This window comes from Anaerocolumna sp. AGMB13025 (assembly GCF_029689925.1).
Taxonomy (GTDB): Bacteria; Bacillota; Clostridia; order Lachnospirales; family Lachnospiraceae; genus Anaerocolumna.
The window spans coordinates 4370754-4388558 of sequence record NZ_CP121445.1; the positions used below are offsets into that span (position 1 = coordinate 4370754).

Sequence of the window (17805 nt, forward strand, 5' to 3'; positions counted from 1 at the left end):
TTTAATGTATAAACAGTCACGTATTATGCACACTGCCACTCATATTCCACATTTGAAAAATCTTTATTCTTTAAATCTTCCTCCGTTATAAAGAAATTGCAATTTCCTGCATCACCAAACATAATGCCGCATTCATCATCCAAATCGAGCTGCAGCAAGACCTGGTTACAGGTTTCAAAAAATGGCGGTTCTGATTGAAGAAAGTACGGGTATCCTCCTACCCTGCTGCCAGCGCTGTCAAATTCATCAAATAACTTGTCCTCTTGTGCTTCGTTAAAAGTGATACCAGCAAAAAGCTTATTAAAAGATTCTTCGCAGGAAGCCGGTAAGGGCATTTCTCCTGCCTCAAAGTACATTCTGCCGGCCTTGCTAAAGGGCAGGTAGCCTTTATAAGCTTTTTCATAAGGATTTTCTGATACCAGTTTGTCTTCCTCCGTTATATATTGTTCAATATAGCGGACAACACAAGGGGCATTCAATCCATATAACTCATCATCCCGAATAAAGAATTGCAGTAGCCCGCTTACTGGCATGTGATTCAATCCCACTAATTCGGAACAATTAATCTGCGCCAGGAACATCATGGGTCTCCCTTCCTTGTCGGCAGGATAGTCACTGATGCCCTCAAGGTATGGGCAGCCTCCTAATTTACTTTCCCAGGGCTTTGCTTTCTCGGCCCTAAACGTAATTTCATTGCATTTACGGATTGTTGGTTTAATTAACGTTTCATGTTCTTTAAATAATTCAGACACCTCATGTTTTAACATATTTTTACTCCCTCTTTAGTCCCTTTTTAGTTTTTATAACTTATCTATTTCATGAATAATCTCCTTATGCCTTTCTTCAAACAGCAGACTTCGGTTATATTTCATATACATCTCGCTGCCATATTCACCGATAAATTTTGAACTATAAAAATTAACGGTAAGTTCTGTAACAAACACTACCATCTCCTGGCTCTCCCCGAAGGCAGTCTCCATAAATTCAAATACATAGTTAAGAGCTGCTCTCGCAGCTTCTATCTGCTCCTTACGTTTTACGCCTTCCTGGTCAAATGACTGTTTTACCAGTTCAAAGGCTTTCAAAGCATCAGTTGCCTCATTCTCCTTTAACTTGACTAGGTAGCCGTTAAGACTATTACTGACAGCCGCAGATACCGTAGTTTCGGTTTTGTCTGCCTGTCCACTTTCCTGTTTACTTAAATACTTTTCTTCTTCGTTTTTTTGCAGGTCCAAAAGCAGCTCTATGGGAGACTTTGAACCCTTATCTATAATCTGCTGCTTAAATTCTTTCAGACAGGCAAATAATCTGTCTATATATAAATCCATAAGGAAAACATCTTTAAATATACCGTTTAACCGTCCAAGCAGCAGTCCGATTACATTTAATTTCTCATCAAAGGGAGCTCTGCCGATTTTATAGATAGCTTCTCCTGTGATATTCCCCTTTAAGATTTCCTCAATGGAATAAATTTCTTTATACTTATTAAATAGTTCATAATAATTAGCAAAATCCCTGGCTATGGTATTATACTGGAGATATTGAATTACCAGGTCTTCGGTAACAGAAAGCTTTAGTTCCTCACAGGTTAACAGCATCTCTGATAAATCCTCCCAGCCTCTGGCGGTTGCGAAAAATATGCCATCCGGTGTAGTTTCCACCCGGTAAAAATTCTCTTTTCTGATATCCAGATAGGATATGATTGCACCATGGATTCCTTGTTTATAAGCATACTCTTTCCAGGCATTGTAATCCGGTTCCAAGGTTATTTTTCTTACCCTGTCAAGAGTTACCGTATCAAATTCCCTTACAGAACGATTATATTCCGGCGGATTCCCGGCAGTTATTATGACCCAGCCTTCTGGAATTCTTCTGTTACCAAAGGATTTATACTGTAGAAACTGAAGCATGGTAGGTGCTAAGGTCTCCGAAACGCAGTTGATTTCATCAATAAATAAGATGCCTTCTTTTATACCGGTATGTTCCATTTTTTCATATACGGAGGCAATGATTTCGCTCATGGTATATTCTGTTACCGGGTATTCCTTCCCTTCATATTCTTTATTTTTAATAAAGGGAAGTCCAACCGCACTTTGCCTGGTATGGTGGGTAATCGTATAAGATACCAGGGCTACCTTACATTCTGCCGTCACCTGTTCCATAATCTGGGTTTTACCAATACCGGGCGGTCCAATCAACAGAATCGGACGTTGTCTTAAATAGGGTATCCGGTAATTACCAAATCCATCCCTGGCAAGGTAAGCTTTCACGGTGTTAACGATCTCTTCTTTTGCTCGTTTAATATTCATAACGGTTCTTGTCCTTTCGATCACTCTTTCCATTTAAATTTGTGGTTCTGGTTGATGGATTCAGAATGAATCCTCCTTAAGAGGGAATAGATTGAAATCACGTTCTGTTTTCTGTCTTAAAGCCTCCGACTCAATAAGTAGCTTCATAGCCCAGGGCGGAACCCCGACCTCCTCGTAATTATCCCGTAAAAAGGCAAAAGCGGTATCATAGGGTGGTTTCGCCTTAGGGAATTCTCCCTGTCCGTCGGTAAAATAGATCAGCCCCCTTAAATTCTTTAAGACTTTCTGTTTTATCAACTGATTTACATAATCAAAAACAGGTCTGAAATCTGTCCCTCCATTGCCGACTATTTCAAAATGCTCCATATATTCTTTTAATTCTTCCTGACTGGTAATGACCTGATCCAAACGCACCTCATCATCGCATTGAATGAGGTGTATGTTAATTTTTCGAAAATAGCTTTCACTTTCCTTTAAAATAGTATAGGTCTGCCTTAAAAATTCCCGAATCAAATCACCGGAACAGGAAAGGGAGGTATCAACCGCAATAACAATTTCTTCGATTTTTTTCATTTCTTTTGTTTCCTGGGGTTCAATTAAGGGCATATTGCCATAGAGCTGCAACCCATAAGTATATAAAATCGTATCATAAGAATCCAGATCAACTACCGGTTCTTCCTTAAGAATTGCAAATTTTCTTAGAAAACTCTTATAATCATAACGCTTCCGGTTTTCAATCCTTACTTCTTCTTTGAGGGTTTGAGTTTCCTGTGCTTCTTCCTTTGAAAATGTCTCCATATCAGTCTGCATCTTTTCACTGATTTCTTTCCATTTTTGTTCCGGAGATTCCATACCCTGATTTTGTTTCTGATCTTCCTGAGGCCATAGCGTATGGTCATCCTTTCTGAACTCATATTCTAACTGTTCCTGTTCCTCCTGTGTCATATCAAGGTCCAGTAGCAGTCCGAATATTTTCTCGGCAGTAGGTACTTTGAATTTACTTTTAAGGTTCTCATAAAATACCAGACGGTATCTGGAAGCAGGATACCTGACACAGCGGTATTTAATTCCATCAATAATATATTCAACCGCAATATCACAGGCTAGATCCCATATGGTTTTATTCTCTCTGTGGGGCTTAAACAGATGCCTGAATATGCAGTGGAGAACCACATGGAGATACATCCGGTTAACAAAAACAGGACCTGCTTTAAAAGCTTCTATTAAAACTTCCGGATCATAATATAATCCCAGTCCATCTGTACCTAAAAATTTTGTTCCCTGCCTGTTCTCATAATGCAGGCTGCTAAGTGGAAGATTAAAATACCGCATATAAAGGCATAGTTCCGTCCTTGCCCCGGAAAGAATCGTCTGTCCTATTTTCTGCAGTTGTAATTCTCTGTCTTCTGCCATAATAATCTCTTCCTATCACTTAATCTATTTATAAATCATATTCTTTTTCCTTTGGAGGAAAATAGTGAAGCCGCGCTTTTAATACGATCCCGGCGCATTCCTTATGCCCTGTTCGGACCGCCATTTCCTGGGCGTCTACAAAGTTTTTCTCTGTCATGATTCCAAGGTTTGTCAATAAGTTAAGACCTATTATATTATTCTGTGAAATCATAAGTTTTAAAGCCTGTTCCATCTGCCGGATAATCAAATCCAAATACTGTTTCTTTGCAGCTTCCTCTAATTTATACGGATATAGCAGTCTTAAAAAAGCAATGCGGAGAGCCGTCTCCGGAATTCTTTGGATTTCCGCAGTTTGAAACAGGGTATCGTATCCCATCACATCCATTCTTCCCTGATTAAAGCACAACCGATAACGATAACCGGCCCCGTACAGTTCCTCCTGAAGGATACGGGCCGGCGTATTCTCAACGGAATACTCATAGTACTCCGGGAAAAGGAAAACGACCTTTTCTCCCTCAGGGGAAAAAGTAATGCATAATTCACTAATCAGTTCGATTAAGATATTTCTTGCACTGGTTAGATCCTCAGGTGCTGCATCAATATTAATATAATACAGTTTATCGCAGTTCATAAATGCGCCGTTTTCAATTTGAATTCTACTGACAGCCAAATTCACTGTTGTAAGTTCCTTACAATTATAAAAAGCATATTCATCTATGACCCTAAGGTCTTTAGGCAACGATATCTCCTGTAATCTTTGACCATATAGAAACCCTGGCTTACCTCCGGGGACTTTTATACCGGGTATCACCTCTTGTAATACTTCTGTATTATCGGAATATTTACTTAAACTTCTTACAGGATCTGAGAAAGCATATGCCCCGATTCTTCTAACCGGATACCCGTTAATCCACCCAGGTAAAAATACCTCCGTTCCATAGCCCTTACAGGAAATTATAGTGATTTCATCTTCTTTTAAGATATATTGTATATGTAATTCAAGGTTGGTAGTTTCCTTCTCCAAATTAATGTTCCTTTCATACGGACAAGAAAATATATTTCTATGTACTTTTTGTACTTATTTCTTTTCACTTTTTTGCTTATTTCTTTGTACTTATTTTTATTTATTATTCTTTCATTTATTATATAGAAAGGATGGTTTTTTATCAAATAATTTTTATTCTCCGTTAAAAAGATTTCTTATTATGATTATATGGTTATATTGCAGAAAGTAAATATCTTGAGAGTTATAGATATATAGACATAAAATAAAAGAAAAGAAGGATTGGTCAAAATAAAGATTGCTTAAAGAAAGGATTTTTCAAGGTTAAGGTTTTTCAAAGTGAAAGGATTTTTTAAGGTTAAAGCTTTTCAAGGTTAAAGCTTTTTCATTGTTAGAGCTTTTTCATTGTTAGAGCTTTTTCATAGTTAAAGCTTTTCATAGTTAAAGCTTTTTCAATGTTACGGTTTATTCAGTATTAAGGATTAGTAATATAGATTTTATTTTTGGGTTAATAATTATTTTTTGTTAAAAGGTACCTTAAGACTTTTTATAATTAATGAATCATATCTAAAAACTAAAATGCAGGTTATATTTTTTTTAAGCTTCCAGCAAATGAAAATGCCCCTTTTCCCATGCTAAATTACTAATTACATTTGCTGCCTTTACTGATTGTCTGCAAGATATAACCTGCTTTTTACACTGCGTTATAACAACCTGTATAACATATACCAAGTTATGGGTACGATTATGCTTAAGGCTGTTTATTCGAATATTGATACAGCCACTCCGACCAGGTACCCATAAATTTATGAAGTACCGGTATTAGCACTGCCATCAATACAATTCCTAACAAAGAAGCTAATAATACTGTCCTCATGCCATAATGAAGTATCCCGCAGGCTTTATATAAAAACCAGATTCCAGGCAGTAGAAAGATGACTGATGTGACAACTCCCGGAACATAGTTTTTAAACCGAAAGCAGATTACTATATGGATCAGAACCATATGAATGATTACTCCAAGAAAAGCACCATACCAGATAAAATAATTATCAAAGATTACGGAAAACAAACAGATAACGGTGAATAACAAAAATTCCACCTCTACTCCGATAGCAAACGTAGGAGTATGGCAGTTCTTAATATAATTCAGACCAAAGGGCTTATTTTTAGGCCAAACCGTATTAATTTCCTTACTGTAGCGTTTGCCCCACACTTCTGACATTATGATTTCCTCAAAATCATGAATCATAAATATGACAGGAAGCATCCAAACGATAAAATTCATAGTGTTCATAAATATTCCTCCTTTATAATAGTCACACTTGTGTCGATTAACAATACCTATTATAATAAATGGGTAAGCAGAGTCAATCCTTTTGACTCAAACGCTACAGATTGAAAGATATGTGACGATACAGGAGGTATATTCATGTCAGGTAAAAATAAAGGAAATCCAAAATCAGACCAGTCGAAATTATGGATGGAAGAAGCTCTGTTAAAATTAATGGCCACAGAAAATTATTATGATATAACCATACAGGAGATAACGGATCATGCAGGTTTATCCCGAAGATCCTTTTACCGGAATTATTCTTCAAAAGATGAAATTCTGGAAGGCAGTTTTTATAAAATCTGGCTGGAATACAGAGCCCAAATCCATAAGGGGGCCGACTTATCCTTACCTGGTATTGCTAAAATATTTTTTACTGAAATGGTAAAACACAGGGATTTTCTTACATTGGTCAACCGCCAGCATTTGCTCCCCTTCTTTCTTACTAAGGCTGATGAGCTTCTACCCCTGGCTTTTTATGAAGTAAAAGGCGATAAATTAGCGTTACCAAAGGAAAGCATTGATTATGCGTTATCCTTTAGCTCCGGAGGTTTTATGCATATCCTGATTCGCTGGCTGAATGACGATGCGCAGAAATCTCCGGAGGAAATGGCGGAAATTCTTAGAGACTTTATATTAATGTGCAATTTCTCCGGCTAGGTAACAATAAATCTATCAAAATTCACATACTAACATTTCATGATATACCTCATAAACCTACTATAGTCTTCAGAATAAAGAGTCTGGCTCGCCAGACTCTAGCGCTGACGCACTATCACGATAGTGACAAATTTCCTTGGCGCGTCATGTGCATCCTCCCGGAGGGTTTTTTATCGAATAGGAGTACTTTACTAATCGATAAGAAAAGGTCAACACCAGCTTATTGTCATAGGTGTTGACCTTGGTAATATGTTGCTTAATGGTTATTCTCCAACGATAAACTAGTCTTTGACTGGCATCTCCTCATAAGGTCAGGATCGTATTTACTAGACTCAAATTATTTATAATGATGTAACTCAATTGGAAACCTTATATGAGAAACATTGCAACAATTATCGTAGCACCAAAACCGCATAATACGGGGATCAGGTTCTTTCTTGCAAGTTCTGTTGCTTCAATACCGCATATGGCTGCCACAGGAATTACTCCCCAGGGAATAATGGTACCGCCGCCGACCCAGACAGTAACGATCTGACCCAAGGCAGCAAGGGTTGCAACGTGTATATTACCAACAGAAGAGAAAGTCTGTGCAATAGAACCAACTAAGGGAAGCCCAGAGAATCCGGAACCATCCAGCCCGGTTATAACACCAACGGAAGTTTCAGAGAGTACCATTGTTAATTTGGATAAGGGTATATGAGAGGAAAGCCAAAGACCTATATCATTTAAAAGACCAGTTGCATCCGGACCAAGAACTTTCTGTGCAAAACCTTCACTGCCCATAAAAAAGAAAGCGGCAATCACTACAACCGGTGCAAATATTTTTATTGCAAATTTAAATCCTTCTTTTATATGGTCTGTTGCTGTTTCCAGTGCCTCTCCGAGACCTTTGTCGAGTATAGTAATAACACAGGTAAGTATCAGCGCCGTACCGGCTACAAGAGCGGTAGCATCTCCGCCGTTAATTTTAAAGGAAATCATAACTACAATATCTGCAATAAATGCCAGTGGCATTGCAATTGCAATAAATCTGGCCAGTTTCGGCTTCTTTATTTCTTTTAACACCATTTCTTTTTTCACAGCGGTCTGTGAACCTTTATTCAACATTAAATCACGAAGCATCATAAAGAAAGCAACACCCGCTGTTACCACCGACATGGTTAACCACAAAGGAATACTGGCTTTCATGATCTGATTTGCATCAAGTCCTGCTGCAGTACCGGTAATGGATGGCGCTCCCTGAATTACAAAGTCGGAAGAAAGTCCGATACCATGTCCAAATATATTCATCGCAACTGCTGCCCATATAACCGGAAGGCCTACTTCTCCGGCAACCGGTAATAAGAGTGCTCCAATAAGTGCTACTGCCGGTGAGGGCCATATGAGCCAGGAAACGATTAACATTGTAAAACCGATAATCCAGAAGGCGGCTTTATTATTTCTAATAATCTTTCGTACCGGATGCATCATTACCTCATCTGCACCCAGGGCTATCATTGCCTTTGACATGGAAACTACCAGAGCAATTACAATAATAATACTTAATAACTCAATAAATGAATGAATCAATGCATTGTTTAGTATCTGTATTGACTTAACTACACTACCGGAATAAACGAATCCAATAACAAGGATTCCTGCCACACAGGGAATTACGATTTCCTTTTTGCATAATAATGCTATTAATACAACCAGGGTAATAATAATGTAAGCAATGTGCAATGATGTTAGTGCCATATGATTTCCTCTCTTTCTTCTGTTGGGTCAACCCATCAATGTGTTGTATCAACGCAAATTTATGATGCAAAAATATTCATTAGTCCTTCATCTTTAATAGTACTCTGAATCTTAGCCACATCCGTTTCATATAACCCAAGTTCCTTCATTCGATCAAATAATACGGAACCTGAAAATGTATACTTCTTTCCCATTCCTTCCGTTTTCTGCATTTCCTCATTAACATAAGCAATAGCCTCACCGATTGCCGTCTTTCTGGACAGTTCCAGCAACGGTTTATTCTGCAGATGCCGTACACTGTTATATCCTGCCAGGACACCTGTTACAATAGCTTCCGTATGTCCCACTAACAGACCGGCTTTCTCTCCGGCACAGAACAGATTCACGGCTCCTTCAACCTTTAAGGTATTACTTCTTGGTGACATATCAAAATATCTCATGGAATTACCTTTTCCTCCGGCATAGGGGTCTTCGTACCGGGCATTTTCAAAACCTGGTATTTTATGAAGTTTCTTAAGGGTATAAAACGGTGTCATCAGTTTGGCATGACCGGTATCTAAAAGAATGATATTCTCAGCGAATTCCTTAAGTGCATACTGCTGGCAGGCCTTGACACTTAAGTGATTCTCAATTAGCTCCTTAGGAAGGGGTATGACCGCAACGCCTTTCTGGTTCAGTAATTCTACAATTTCGGGAGCCAGTGATTCTTTATAAAGCTTACAGGAACCGCTCATGGCACCAACTGACCCATTTTCTTTCCTGCCGGTTTTTTCGGGTATACCGCATAGTCCTGCCAGACTTACCCTGCCGCCGAAACTTGGACATCTAAGAACACACATGGCGCAGCCATTGCCGTATTTGGAACAGTTATTCATCGGTCCGGCAGTACCAGTTGTATCAATAAAAGCATCTCCTTTAAAAACCTCACCGCCTGCCGTTTCAATACTTTCAATAACTCCCTCTGTAACCTGGGCTTTTACCACCCTTTCCTGCAGTCTTATCTCCACTCCCATTCCCTTTAAGAAATTCGTAATGGCCGCCGGTGTTTTGGCTATATCATAAAGACTTGCATGTTCATGTCCCGGAAAACTGATATTGGTGTGACGACAGTTTTCATCAATAACCTGAAAGATATCGCCTCCGCCCATTGCAATCATTTCCTCAGTAGCGGTAAATCTGCCATTATTTCTCATGATACCGCCTACCAGTCCGGTTCCAAGCAGTAAATCTGTCCGTTCTAATAAAACTACATTTGCTCCCTGTTTTCTTGCCGCATAAGCTGCGGAACATCCAGCCCATCCGCCTCCAGTTATAACTATGTTCATTTGTTCCTCTCCGCCTTTCTTTATGTCGTAATAAATAAAAAAGCAAAGGAGCGGTAAAACCATCGCTTCTTTGCTTTTTGATAAAAACCTGTTATATAATTATTATTTAAAGAGTATACATAATGTTTACTTATTTTACAATCACCATATTGTACCTAATTCGACAAATACGGTGGACATTATGTATAATTATACATAAAAATATGTTCTTTTTATAATTCCTTTATAAACTCAGCAATTCTAAAAAGGGCTTTTTCTATATTTTTAGCAGATGCCGCAAAGGATATCCTAATAAAATCCGTACACTTTCTGCCAAGGCCCACCCCCGGAATTACGGCAACATGCTTTTCTTCCAATAATCTTTTGGCAAACTCCATACCAGTAAGCCCGGTTTTTGACACATCCACCATGATATAAAATGCTCCATTCGGGATTACATAGGAAAGTTCTAAAATCCTATCAAGTCCTTTCATAAGAAGCATTCTTCTCCTTGCAAACTCCTCAATCATTAGGGCGGTCTCTTGCCTGGTACCCTCGGTATCCATTCCATTTGCCGCACCAATCTGAATAAAAGTTGGGGAACAGGTGGTTGAATACTGGTGTATCTTAAGAATTGTGTTGATTCTTATTTCACCGGCCGTAATATAACCAAGTCTCCAACCGGTCATTGCATAGGTTTTTGAAAACCCGTTAATAATCACAGAACGCTCCTTCATACCAGGAAACGATGCGACAGACTTAAATTTAGTATCCCCAAACGTAAGACTGCTGTACATCTCATCCGAAACAATAATAAAGTTATATTTCACTGCCAGCTCACATAATTGTTCCAGTACCGAACTTTTATAAACCGCTCCGGAAGGGTTATTGGGGTTATTGATCACTACCAGTTTCGTTTTATCCGTGATATGCTTTTCTACCTCAAAAGGCTCGATTTCAAAGCCGTTTTCCCGCTTCAGATCAATAATAACCGGCACCCCGCCGCTGATTTTTATCATGTTTTCATAATTAACGAAAGCAGGAGAAAACAGGATGGCTTCATCTCCTTCATCAATTATTGAAAGAATCGTATTATTAATAGCTTCCGCGCCGCTGCTGGTTACTAATACCTCAGTCCGGTAGTCATAGGACACTCCTGTCTCCTTTCGTATCTTTTCCGCTATCTTCTTTCTTAAGGCTTCGTAGCCCCGATTAGAACTGTAATGGGTATAATTCTCATTAATTGCATTGATTGCCGCCGCTTTAATATCAGACGGCGTATTAAAATCCGGTTCGCCGGCACTTAATGCAATTATTTCATGACCGTTCTTACGTAATTCATCCACCCGGTTAAGAACCGTTCTTATCAGGGAGGGTTCCACTTTTTGAACCCGTTTGGATTCCTGAGTTAAATCATAATCTTTATACATAGCAGCTCCCTTCTGTGCCTCGTAACACACCTGCAAATCAGGATGTTGAAATTCAATTTACCAATTTTCTTTTATACGTTTTTTATATAGCTTTTCTTATGCATACTTCAAATATAATTCATTAAAAGGTTTCTTTATATACCGGTTATTTCATTGGAACAAACACCTTTTGTTTCATATTCCATCAGGTTATCAAAGGTGGTCAGTATCATATTTTCGATAGCCGTATCCGTATAGAAGCTCATATGAGCCGTATAGATAACATTTTCTTTCTCCATAAGCTTTTTAAGCGTTTCACTTTCAAAACTGTCCGGATTTACTTTCTTTCTGATATAATTCGTCTCACTGTCATACACATCAAAGGCTGCCGCACTTAGTTTACCGTTTTCAATAGCCCCAAGTACCGCTTCATAATCCATCAGACCGCCTCTTGCCGTGTTGATTAATACAGTTCCGTCTTTCATACGGGCAAGGGTATCCGAATTAATCAATTTCTCATTTTCCTTTGTTAAAGGGCAATGGAGAATCAGGATATCACTTTCTGTCAGGACTTGATCCAGTCCTGAATACGTAACCTGTCCTGCCACCGCTTTATTTTCATATAAGTCATATGCAAGGATATTACAGCCAAAACCGGTTAAGTTTTTTATAGTCTCGGCTCCAATTCTGCCGGTACCAATAACTCCCACTGTCATATTACGGAGTTCTCTTCCCTTTAAGCCGTTTAAAGTAAAATCAAACTGACTGACCATAATGAGTCCCGCTTCATTTTTCTCAGACACATTAAAACCAGGCAGACCGTATGCTCCGCTATGGCACCAGGAGAATATCTGGGTACATTGGCTCCTTTTATATTATTATCTTTCATAGCTGCAAGGTCTAAATGGTCTATTCCGGCTGCCCTTGAAACAATATAGGGAACGCCGGCTTTTTTAAGAATTTCTGCTTTCTCTTTTGTCACCTTACAGTTTGTCGTAATCCAAACTGCATCAAACCCTGTAAAACTGTCTGGTCCTGCACCATTAAAATCAAAATCAGCAAATGCCAGGTCAAAACGGAATTTCTCGTTACAGGCTTTAATATATCCGATTTCATCCTGGTTTGCATGAAATAATAAAACTTTCATAATACCTCCTTATTAAGTTCACTTTTAGATCAGCAACATGCTTACTATTGGTATGGTAATCAGTGACAAAACGGTGCTTAAGAATACGCAGGAGGAAGCGAACCTGGAATTCCCTCCATATTTATCCGCCAGCATGACCGCAGTGCTCCCTGCAGGCATTGCAGCTAGTAGTACTATTACACCAGTTACCAGACTGTCTGTCCCCGCCAGTTTTAGGATGAATAACACAACTGCCGGAATAGCGATTAGTCTTATGACAGAAAAATAGAATAATTCCTTATCCAGAATTTCCTTTATATGAATCTCTGCCAGAATCGAACCGATAATTATCATCGAGAGTGCCGTATTACTGCCTCCAATTCCTGAAAGGGTTTTTAACACAAAACCTGGCAGCTTAATCTGTGTAAACATGAAAAAGAATCCAACAAATACCGCAATAATACAGGGATGGGTCAACAGCTTCTTCGCTGTAGACTTTCCATCTGTTTTTGTAAAGAGTTTCAATCCTGACGACCACATGGCGAATCTTAAAGGAATCAGGGCCACCGATGCAAATAAAAGTCCCTGGCTTCCAAAAACGGATTCCACGATAGGGTTTCCTAAAAAACCAGCATTGGAACAGATTACCGCATATCTTAGTACCGCCTGCCGGTCTTTCGTACTGTTCTTAAAAAGCAGTTTACTTAATACCACATAGAAAATCTGGGTTATAACCGCTGCAATTAAAACCGCAACACAGTTAATCAATACGTTATAAGACCATTCAATCAAAAAGGAATTTACAATATTACAGGGAAGTATGATTTCTATGATCAGATCCGTAAATTTCTTTCTGTTATTTCCCGTTATGATTCCTTTTTTCTGAGCATAAATCCCTGCAAGTATTAAGAGAAATAGCATCCCCTGCATAGTAAGCATCGATTTCATATTATCATCTCCAATTAGTACTTATTGCCGAATTCATAGCGGTAATAATTCATGATTGCAGCAATGCCTGTATTTTCCACAAAGCTGTCACTTAATTTATTAACCGGATAGGAAACCGGTCTTTTTTCAAGGACCTCCGATATACCAAGTGCCGCCTGGTATGCCATTCTCTCCAAGGCTTCCGTAGTAAAAGCGGCAGTGTGAGGAGTAACAATTACATGTTCCATATGCAGCAGCGGATTATCAGGTTTTGGCAGATTCCCCTCAAAAACATCCAGTGCGGCACCCATTATCTTATGTTCGCTCAAAACTTTAATTAGTGCGGCTTCATCAATTATTTCCCCTCTCCCGGTATTGATTAGAAAGGCAGTCTGTTTCATTAAAGATAGTTCTCTCTCCCCAATGATATGTCTCGTAGAAGGGTTTGCAGGCAAATGCAGTGATAAGAAATCAGCTGATGAAATTACCTCCTCCAGATTATCACTTAACAATGCATATTCGGTCTGCTTCTTCCCGCCTATCCGTCTGTTATACCCGATTACGTTCATTGTAAGCCCATAGGAAGCAATATGGGCTACTTGAGTCCCGATATTGCCCATTCCTATGATACCAAGAGTTTTGCCGGATACATCGCTGCCATAGAGTTTTCTTACCTCCAGGTCTCCGCTTTTCAACCCATTGTTATAATGGATGGATCTTTTTGCAAGCATCAGTATCAGCCCGATGGCATATTCCGCTACGGACCTCTGATTGGACTCTGCTGCATTGGTTACCTGAATTCCCAGCCTGGTGGCAGCCTCCACATCAATGCAATCCACTCCTACCCCATGCATGGATACCACTTTTAGTTTGTTGCAGGCGGTAAGGACCTTTTCCGTAATATTGCCGTTTCGGGTCAGTATGCCGTCACAGTCGGCACCTTCTTTGATTAAGATATCTTCCGATATTCCAGAACCCATCTTAATCTCATAGCCCTGCTCTTTCAGATAATCAATGCCTTTATTATTAATTGGTTCCGTGATTAAAATCTTATATTCCATGCAGCACCTCCGTAATTGATGTTTTAATAGTTGATGTTTCATAGTTGATGTTTTAATATTAGAAAGTATAAAAGTATGTTTATTATCTTACAATAATCACAATGTACTGATTTGATTTATATCGGTGGACAATATGTCCATTTTAAGAAAATTATTTTAAAAAATATGATTGACGAATGCTTAATTTTGGCTGTATCCTAATAAAAACAGGAAAGTATGGTGATTTTATGGGCTTAATGATCAGACAAATTGTTGAAAATCAATTACTTAGGGGAGTAAGACTTGCAGCAGGCCAAACCGGTGATTCAAATATAATATCCTGGGTCAATGTTATGGAGATTCTGGATTCACCTCAGTCCATACAACGCGGAGAACTGCTGGTAACAACCGGCTATAACCTCCAGCAGGAGGATTTATACAAAAACCTGATATCCACGCTTAAAAATAATGGAGTAAGCGGTATTGCAATACAGCCCGGTTACTACATTGATGAAATACCGGATTATATTCTAAAGGAATCTGACCAGCTTGGTTTTCCTGTGCTTGAAATTCCTAAAACGCTGACCTTTTCCGATATTCTTCGGATTCTGATTCAAAAAATAAATACAGAAAAGTCAGAAAATATAATATCTGACGAAGCAGCCAAAATCATGTTCCAATCTATGCAGGAAAATCTGAAACAATATACTTCCGTCTTGTTTGAGGAAGATTCCGGTAAAGTTGCTCATCTTTTTTACCTTAAACCCATCAATCTGTATGCGGTTAGTGAAACAATTGCTGCAGCCAGTATGAACCGGATAAAATCCTACTTAACCGATCGGGCGGACTCCTGCGAATATCATATGTCTAAAAACGGGATTTCGTCCTTTCTTATCCTATTTGAAAGTGAAGCGAAATACCTGTCCATGATCTATGACTTCAGTATTGAACTTACCTTCTTATCAGAGCAGCAGGGTATTAATTATTATGTAGGTGTGGACCGTATTAAATCAATGGAATCCTTATATCTGGCTTTTGAACATGTGACCGAATGTACGGAGCTGTTACAGTTCATTCATGCCAAGAGGGGTGTGTGTTCCTATGACAACATGACTTTTATGAAAATGTTTGGAATTCTCCATCAGAATGAACACTCTTTCGTATCTGATAATCAGGCACTGCAGATACTTTTAAATTATGACCGGATTAACCAAACCAATTATGTACAGACCCTGCGGTTTTATTTAGCCGACAGCTGTAATGCCTCCAAAACTGCCTCAAGGCTTTTTATCCACAGACACACTCTGCAAAAACGCCTTGAAAAAATTAATGATTTGTGTGGAATAAATCCGGACGATTATTACGCCAGACTATATATGTCCATTTCACTTCTTTTTCATGATTACTTTGCCTTTTAACTGCTGAGGATTAATCTGTAGTTCTTCCTGACTTACTATATGGACAAGTTGTATACATTTTATAGAAATGTGACTACTCTTATTTCTTTCCTTACTAAAGTACTTTACAGCCCCATAACCTATATGCTATTTTAAAATCAGAAATTCAAATCAGGAAAGGGGACCGGTATATGAGAATAAAAGGCGGTTACACAAGTTATGGACAATATATTGGGATATTAATGATGGATACAGTATTTCCACGGCTTATTGGAGATATCGGGAATGCGAGAACCTTTAAGATTCCTGTAAAATATTATACGGTTCGAAACCTGCAGACAGATAAATTAAATGCCTCTAACGCTGAACAATTATTACTAAAACCATTTATCGAGGCTGCGAAAGAATTAGAAAAAGAAGGCTGCAAGGCAATCACCACCAGCTGCAGTTTTCTGACCGGATTTCAAAAACAGCTTGCTGATGCTGTTACGATTCCTGTTTTTACGAATACACTGATTCTTGCTCCATTTATCCGCACCATGTTAAATGGCAGATTAAAGATCGGAATTTTAACAGAAAAGGCAGACCTTATTCATGATGATACCTTTAACCAGCTTGGCTGGTCATCGAAAGATATTCCCGTCAGTATCAGCGGAATGCCAGAGAATTCTCCTTTCTCAAGATTATTTATTCAGGATAATCTGGAGGAGGATTTGGAAGTACTTGAGGAATGTATCAAAGAACTTACCCTAAGGCATATGGAGCAGAATCCTGATACCGGTGCAATCATTCTGGAATGCACAAATTTTGCACCCTTTACTAATTTAATCCAGAACCTTTCCGGTGTTCCTGTCTTTGGAATAAACCAGTTACTGGAATACATGGACTCTTGTATCAGTGCACCGGAATATTATTGATTTTTTAAGGATGGAGAACTGCTAAAAATACTTTACTTTTTACTTAATGGCTACAAAATATTTAACTCCCCTTAACGTATCGCTCTTAGCGAAAGGTCCAAGGGGAGTTAAATTTATATAATAACTTCCATCATCCCTTAAACTATTGACAAGGTTCCACCCGGTTATTCATTCACACCGCCGAAAGCTAACCCAGCTAAGTATATTTGATAATAGAAATAAAATTTAAATTCTCTTTTGATACTTGGAGCTTAAAAATTCAGACCTTCTAATTAACTTCATAAAAAGATTTATATTCCGTAGGCGTACAGCGGTTTTTAGCTTTAAATACCCTGTTAAAGGTTGCAAGGCTGCTAAAACCGGACTTCATGGCAACCTGGGTTATGGTTAAAGCCGGATTAATCAGCAGTTTCTCAGCGCACATAATTCTCCTGTTAATTAAATAATCATAGCAGGATATATTCATAACCTCTTTAAAGAGACGAGTAAAATGATATTTACTAAAGCCTGCAATATCGGCAAGGTTATCCATTTTGATATCCTCGGTGCAATGTTCGTTGATATAGTTGCACACATTAAAAAACAGCTCTAAATACTCATGCCGTTTCTGGTTTTTCATTGTTGAAAGATTATCATTAAGATTAATGCATTTGCGCCCTAAGGTAGTAAAAAAACGGATTAGCATGGAATACGCGGAGGCCTCTCTAAAGGGCAGAGTCGAAAAATATTCAGAGGTTATATTAAAGATAAGAGTGGATAGCTCTTTATGTATGTCAGGCATTGAGGACGGGGTAACCGTAACACAGGGGCGAAACATATGAAAGGCTGAATTGAAACCGCTGAGACTGTAAAGCAGAGTAGAATCAAATTGAAGAATGATGCGGTATCCAACAGGTGGCGCATATAATTGATGCAATTCTCCCGGTGGTATAATAATGATATCTTCCGCCTCCAGATTATAGGTAGTTTCATTAATTACAATCTTATAATCATTTTCCACCGGCATTATGATCTCCGGATCGGTATGCCAATGCTGAGGGTAATCCTCATACTCTTTATTCGGATAAATACGTATTTTGAAATCCCCATGGTAGTCCACAATTTCATGAATCCCTTCTAAAAATTCGATCATAAACAGCTCCCCCTGCGATCCTCATTATATGGTAAATATCATCTCATTTTTCTATTTTCTCCCATTATCAGATAAATTAATGTTATAATATGCTTTGT

The 17805-nt window shown here is 38.6% G+C and carries 16 protein-coding genes; 3 read left to right on the forward strand and 13 right to left on the reverse strand.

Annotation, left to right across the window (positions count from 1 at the left end; translation table 11 throughout):
• Positions 1-23: 23 nt before the first annotated feature.
• The 5 genes from QA584_RS18255 to QA584_RS18275 form a co-directional block, all read right to left on the reverse strand.
• Positions 24-767 (reverse strand): YwqG family protein, encoded by a 744-nt coding sequence (locus QA584_RS18255; RefSeq protein ID WP_278270524.1) that lies wholly within the window; start codon positions 765-767, stop codon positions 24-26.
• A gap of 33 nt (positions 768-800) precedes the next feature.
• Positions 801-2309: an ATP-binding protein gene (locus QA584_RS18260; RefSeq protein ID WP_278270525.1), complete on the reverse strand. Its 1509-nt coding sequence runs from the start codon at positions 2307-2309 to the stop codon at positions 801-803.
• Positions 2310-2369: 60 nt separating this feature from the next.
• Positions 2370-3722 carry a vWA domain-containing protein gene (locus tag QA584_RS18265; protein ID WP_278270526.1) on the reverse strand — a complete coding sequence of 451 codons (1353 nt, stop codon included), beginning with the start codon at positions 3720-3722 and terminating at the stop codon, positions 2370-2372.
• A 28-nt stretch (positions 3723-3750) separates the two neighbouring features.
• Positions 3751-4746 (reverse strand): leucine-rich repeat protein, encoded by a 996-nt coding sequence (locus QA584_RS18270; protein ID WP_278270527.1) that lies wholly within the window; start codon positions 4744-4746, stop codon positions 3751-3753.
• Positions 4747-5476: 730 nt separating this feature from the next.
• On the reverse strand, positions 5477-6022 hold the full coding sequence (locus tag QA584_RS18275; RefSeq protein ID WP_278270528.1) for an HXXEE domain-containing protein: 546 nt from the start codon (positions 6020-6022) through the stop codon (positions 5477-5479).
• Between the two features lie 135 nt (positions 6023-6157).
• Between QA584_RS18275 and QA584_RS18280 the strand changes: the two genes are divergently transcribed.
• Positions 6158-6718, forward strand: coding sequence for a TetR/AcrR family transcriptional regulator (locus tag QA584_RS18280; RefSeq protein ID WP_278270529.1), 561 nt, complete (start codon positions 6158-6160; stop codon positions 6716-6718).
• A gap of 369 nt (positions 6719-7087) precedes the next feature.
• Here QA584_RS18280 and QA584_RS18285 read toward each other — a convergent pair whose 3' ends face one another.
• From QA584_RS18285 to QA584_RS18315, 7 genes are all read right to left on the reverse strand, one after another.
• Complete coding sequence (locus QA584_RS18285; RefSeq protein WP_278270530.1) at positions 7088-8455, reverse strand: hypothetical protein; 1368 nt, start codon at positions 8453-8455, stop codon at positions 7088-7090.
• Positions 8456-8514: 59 nt separating this feature from the next.
• Positions 8515-9780, reverse strand: coding sequence for an FAD-dependent oxidoreductase (locus QA584_RS18290; RefSeq protein WP_278270531.1), 1266 nt, complete (start codon positions 9778-9780; stop codon positions 8515-8517).
• 212 nt (positions 9781-9992) lie between these two features.
• Positions 9993-11189 carry a pyridoxal phosphate-dependent aminotransferase gene (locus QA584_RS18295; RefSeq protein ID WP_278270532.1) on the reverse strand — a complete coding sequence of 399 codons (1197 nt, stop codon included), beginning with the start codon at positions 11187-11189 and terminating at the stop codon, positions 9993-9995.
• 134 nt (positions 11190-11323) lie between these two features.
• Positions 11324-11941 (reverse strand): NAD(P)-dependent oxidoreductase, encoded by a 618-nt coding sequence (locus QA584_RS18300; protein WP_278270533.1) that lies wholly within the window; start codon positions 11939-11941, stop codon positions 11324-11326.
• Positions 11914-12315: a hypothetical protein gene (locus tag QA584_RS18305; RefSeq protein WP_278270534.1), complete on the reverse strand. Its 402-nt coding sequence runs from the start codon at positions 12313-12315 to the stop codon at positions 11914-11916. Before QA584_RS18305 ends, QA584_RS18300 begins: the two co-directional genes overlap by 28 nt.
• Before the next feature lie 24 nt (positions 12316-12339).
• Complete coding sequence (locus QA584_RS18310; protein WP_278270535.1) at positions 12340-13242, reverse strand: AEC family transporter; 903 nt, start codon at positions 13240-13242, stop codon at positions 12340-12342.
• Between the two features lie 14 nt (positions 13243-13256).
• A complete protein-coding gene (locus tag QA584_RS18315; protein WP_278270536.1) occupies positions 13257-14282 on the reverse strand; it encodes a hydroxyacid dehydrogenase in 1026 nt (341 codons plus the stop codon).
• Between the two features lie 227 nt (positions 14283-14509).
• Between QA584_RS18315 and QA584_RS18320 the strand changes: the two genes are divergently transcribed.
• Both QA584_RS18320 and QA584_RS18325 read left to right on the forward strand, forming a co-directional pair.
• Positions 14510-15679, forward strand: coding sequence for a PucR family transcriptional regulator (locus QA584_RS18320; protein ID WP_278270537.1), 1170 nt, complete (start codon positions 14510-14512; stop codon positions 15677-15679).
• 170 nt (positions 15680-15849) lie between these two features.
• Positions 15850-16575 carry a hypothetical protein gene (locus QA584_RS18325; protein ID WP_278270538.1) on the forward strand — a complete coding sequence of 242 codons (726 nt, stop codon included), beginning with the start codon at positions 15850-15852 and terminating at the stop codon, positions 16573-16575.
• Between the two features lie 268 nt (positions 16576-16843).
• Here the strand turns inward: QA584_RS18325 and QA584_RS18330 are convergent, their stop codons facing one another.
• The gene (locus QA584_RS18330; RefSeq protein WP_278270540.1) at positions 16844-17707 is read right to left on the reverse strand and encodes an AraC family transcriptional regulator; all 864 of its coding nucleotides are present in this window, start codon (positions 17705-17707) and stop codon (positions 16844-16846) included.
• Positions 17708-17805: the final 98 nt, after the last annotated feature.

What these genes read in the sequence shown, in the direction of transcription:
- QA584_RS18295 (WP_278270532.1), bottom strand. Translation starts at nt 11,189, where the DNA reads ATGTATAAAGATTATGATTTAACTCAGGAATCCAAACGGGTTCAAAAA.
- QA584_RS18325 (WP_278270538.1), top strand. Translation starts at nt 15,850, where the DNA reads ATGAGAATAAAAGGCGGTTACACAAGTTATGGACAATATATTGGGATA.
- QA584_RS18330 (WP_278270540.1), bottom strand. Translation starts at nt 17,707, where the DNA reads ATGATCGAATTTTTAGAAGGGATTCATGAAATTGTGGACTACCATGGG.
- QA584_RS18310 (WP_278270535.1), bottom strand. Translation starts at nt 13,242, where the DNA reads ATGAAATCGATGCTTACTATGCAGGGGATGCTATTTCTCTTAATACTT.
- QA584_RS18280 (WP_278270529.1), top strand. Translation starts at nt 6,158, where the DNA reads ATGTCAGGTAAAAATAAAGGAAATCCAAAATCAGACCAGTCGAAATTA.
- QA584_RS18260 (WP_278270525.1), bottom strand. Translation starts at nt 2,309, where the DNA reads ATGAATATTAAACGAGCAAAAGAAGAGATCGTTAACACCGTGAAAGCT.
- QA584_RS18320 (WP_278270537.1), top strand. Translation starts at nt 14,510, where the DNA reads ATGGGCTTAATGATCAGACAAATTGTTGAAAATCAATTACTTAGGGGA.
- QA584_RS18255 (WP_278270524.1), bottom strand. Translation starts at nt 767, where the DNA reads ATGTTAAAACATGAGGTGTCTGAATTATTTAAAGAACATGAAACGTTA.
- QA584_RS18275 (WP_278270528.1), bottom strand. Translation starts at nt 6,022, where the DNA reads ATGAACACTATGAATTTTATCGTTTGGATGCTTCCTGTCATATTTATG.
- QA584_RS18265 (WP_278270526.1), bottom strand. Translation starts at nt 3,722, where the DNA reads ATGGCAGAAGACAGAGAATTACAACTGCAGAAAATAGGACAGACGATT.
- QA584_RS18315 (WP_278270536.1), bottom strand. Translation starts at nt 14,282, where the DNA reads ATGGAATATAAGATTTTAATCACGGAACCAATTAATAATAAAGGCATT.
- QA584_RS18290 (WP_278270531.1), bottom strand. Translation starts at nt 9,780, where the DNA reads ATGAACATAGTTATAACTGGAGGCGGATGGGCTGGATGTTCCGCAGCT.
- QA584_RS18305 (WP_278270534.1), bottom strand. Translation starts at nt 12,315, where the DNA reads ATGAAAGTTTTATTATTTCATGCAAACCAGGATGAAATCGGATATATT.
- QA584_RS18285 (WP_278270530.1), bottom strand. Translation starts at nt 8,455, where the DNA reads ATGGCACTAACATCATTGCACATTGCTTACATTATTATTACCCTGGTT.
- QA584_RS18300 (WP_278270533.1), bottom strand. Translation starts at nt 11,941, where the DNA reads ATGGTCAGTCAGTTTGATTTTACTTTAAACGGCTTAAAGGGAAGAGAA.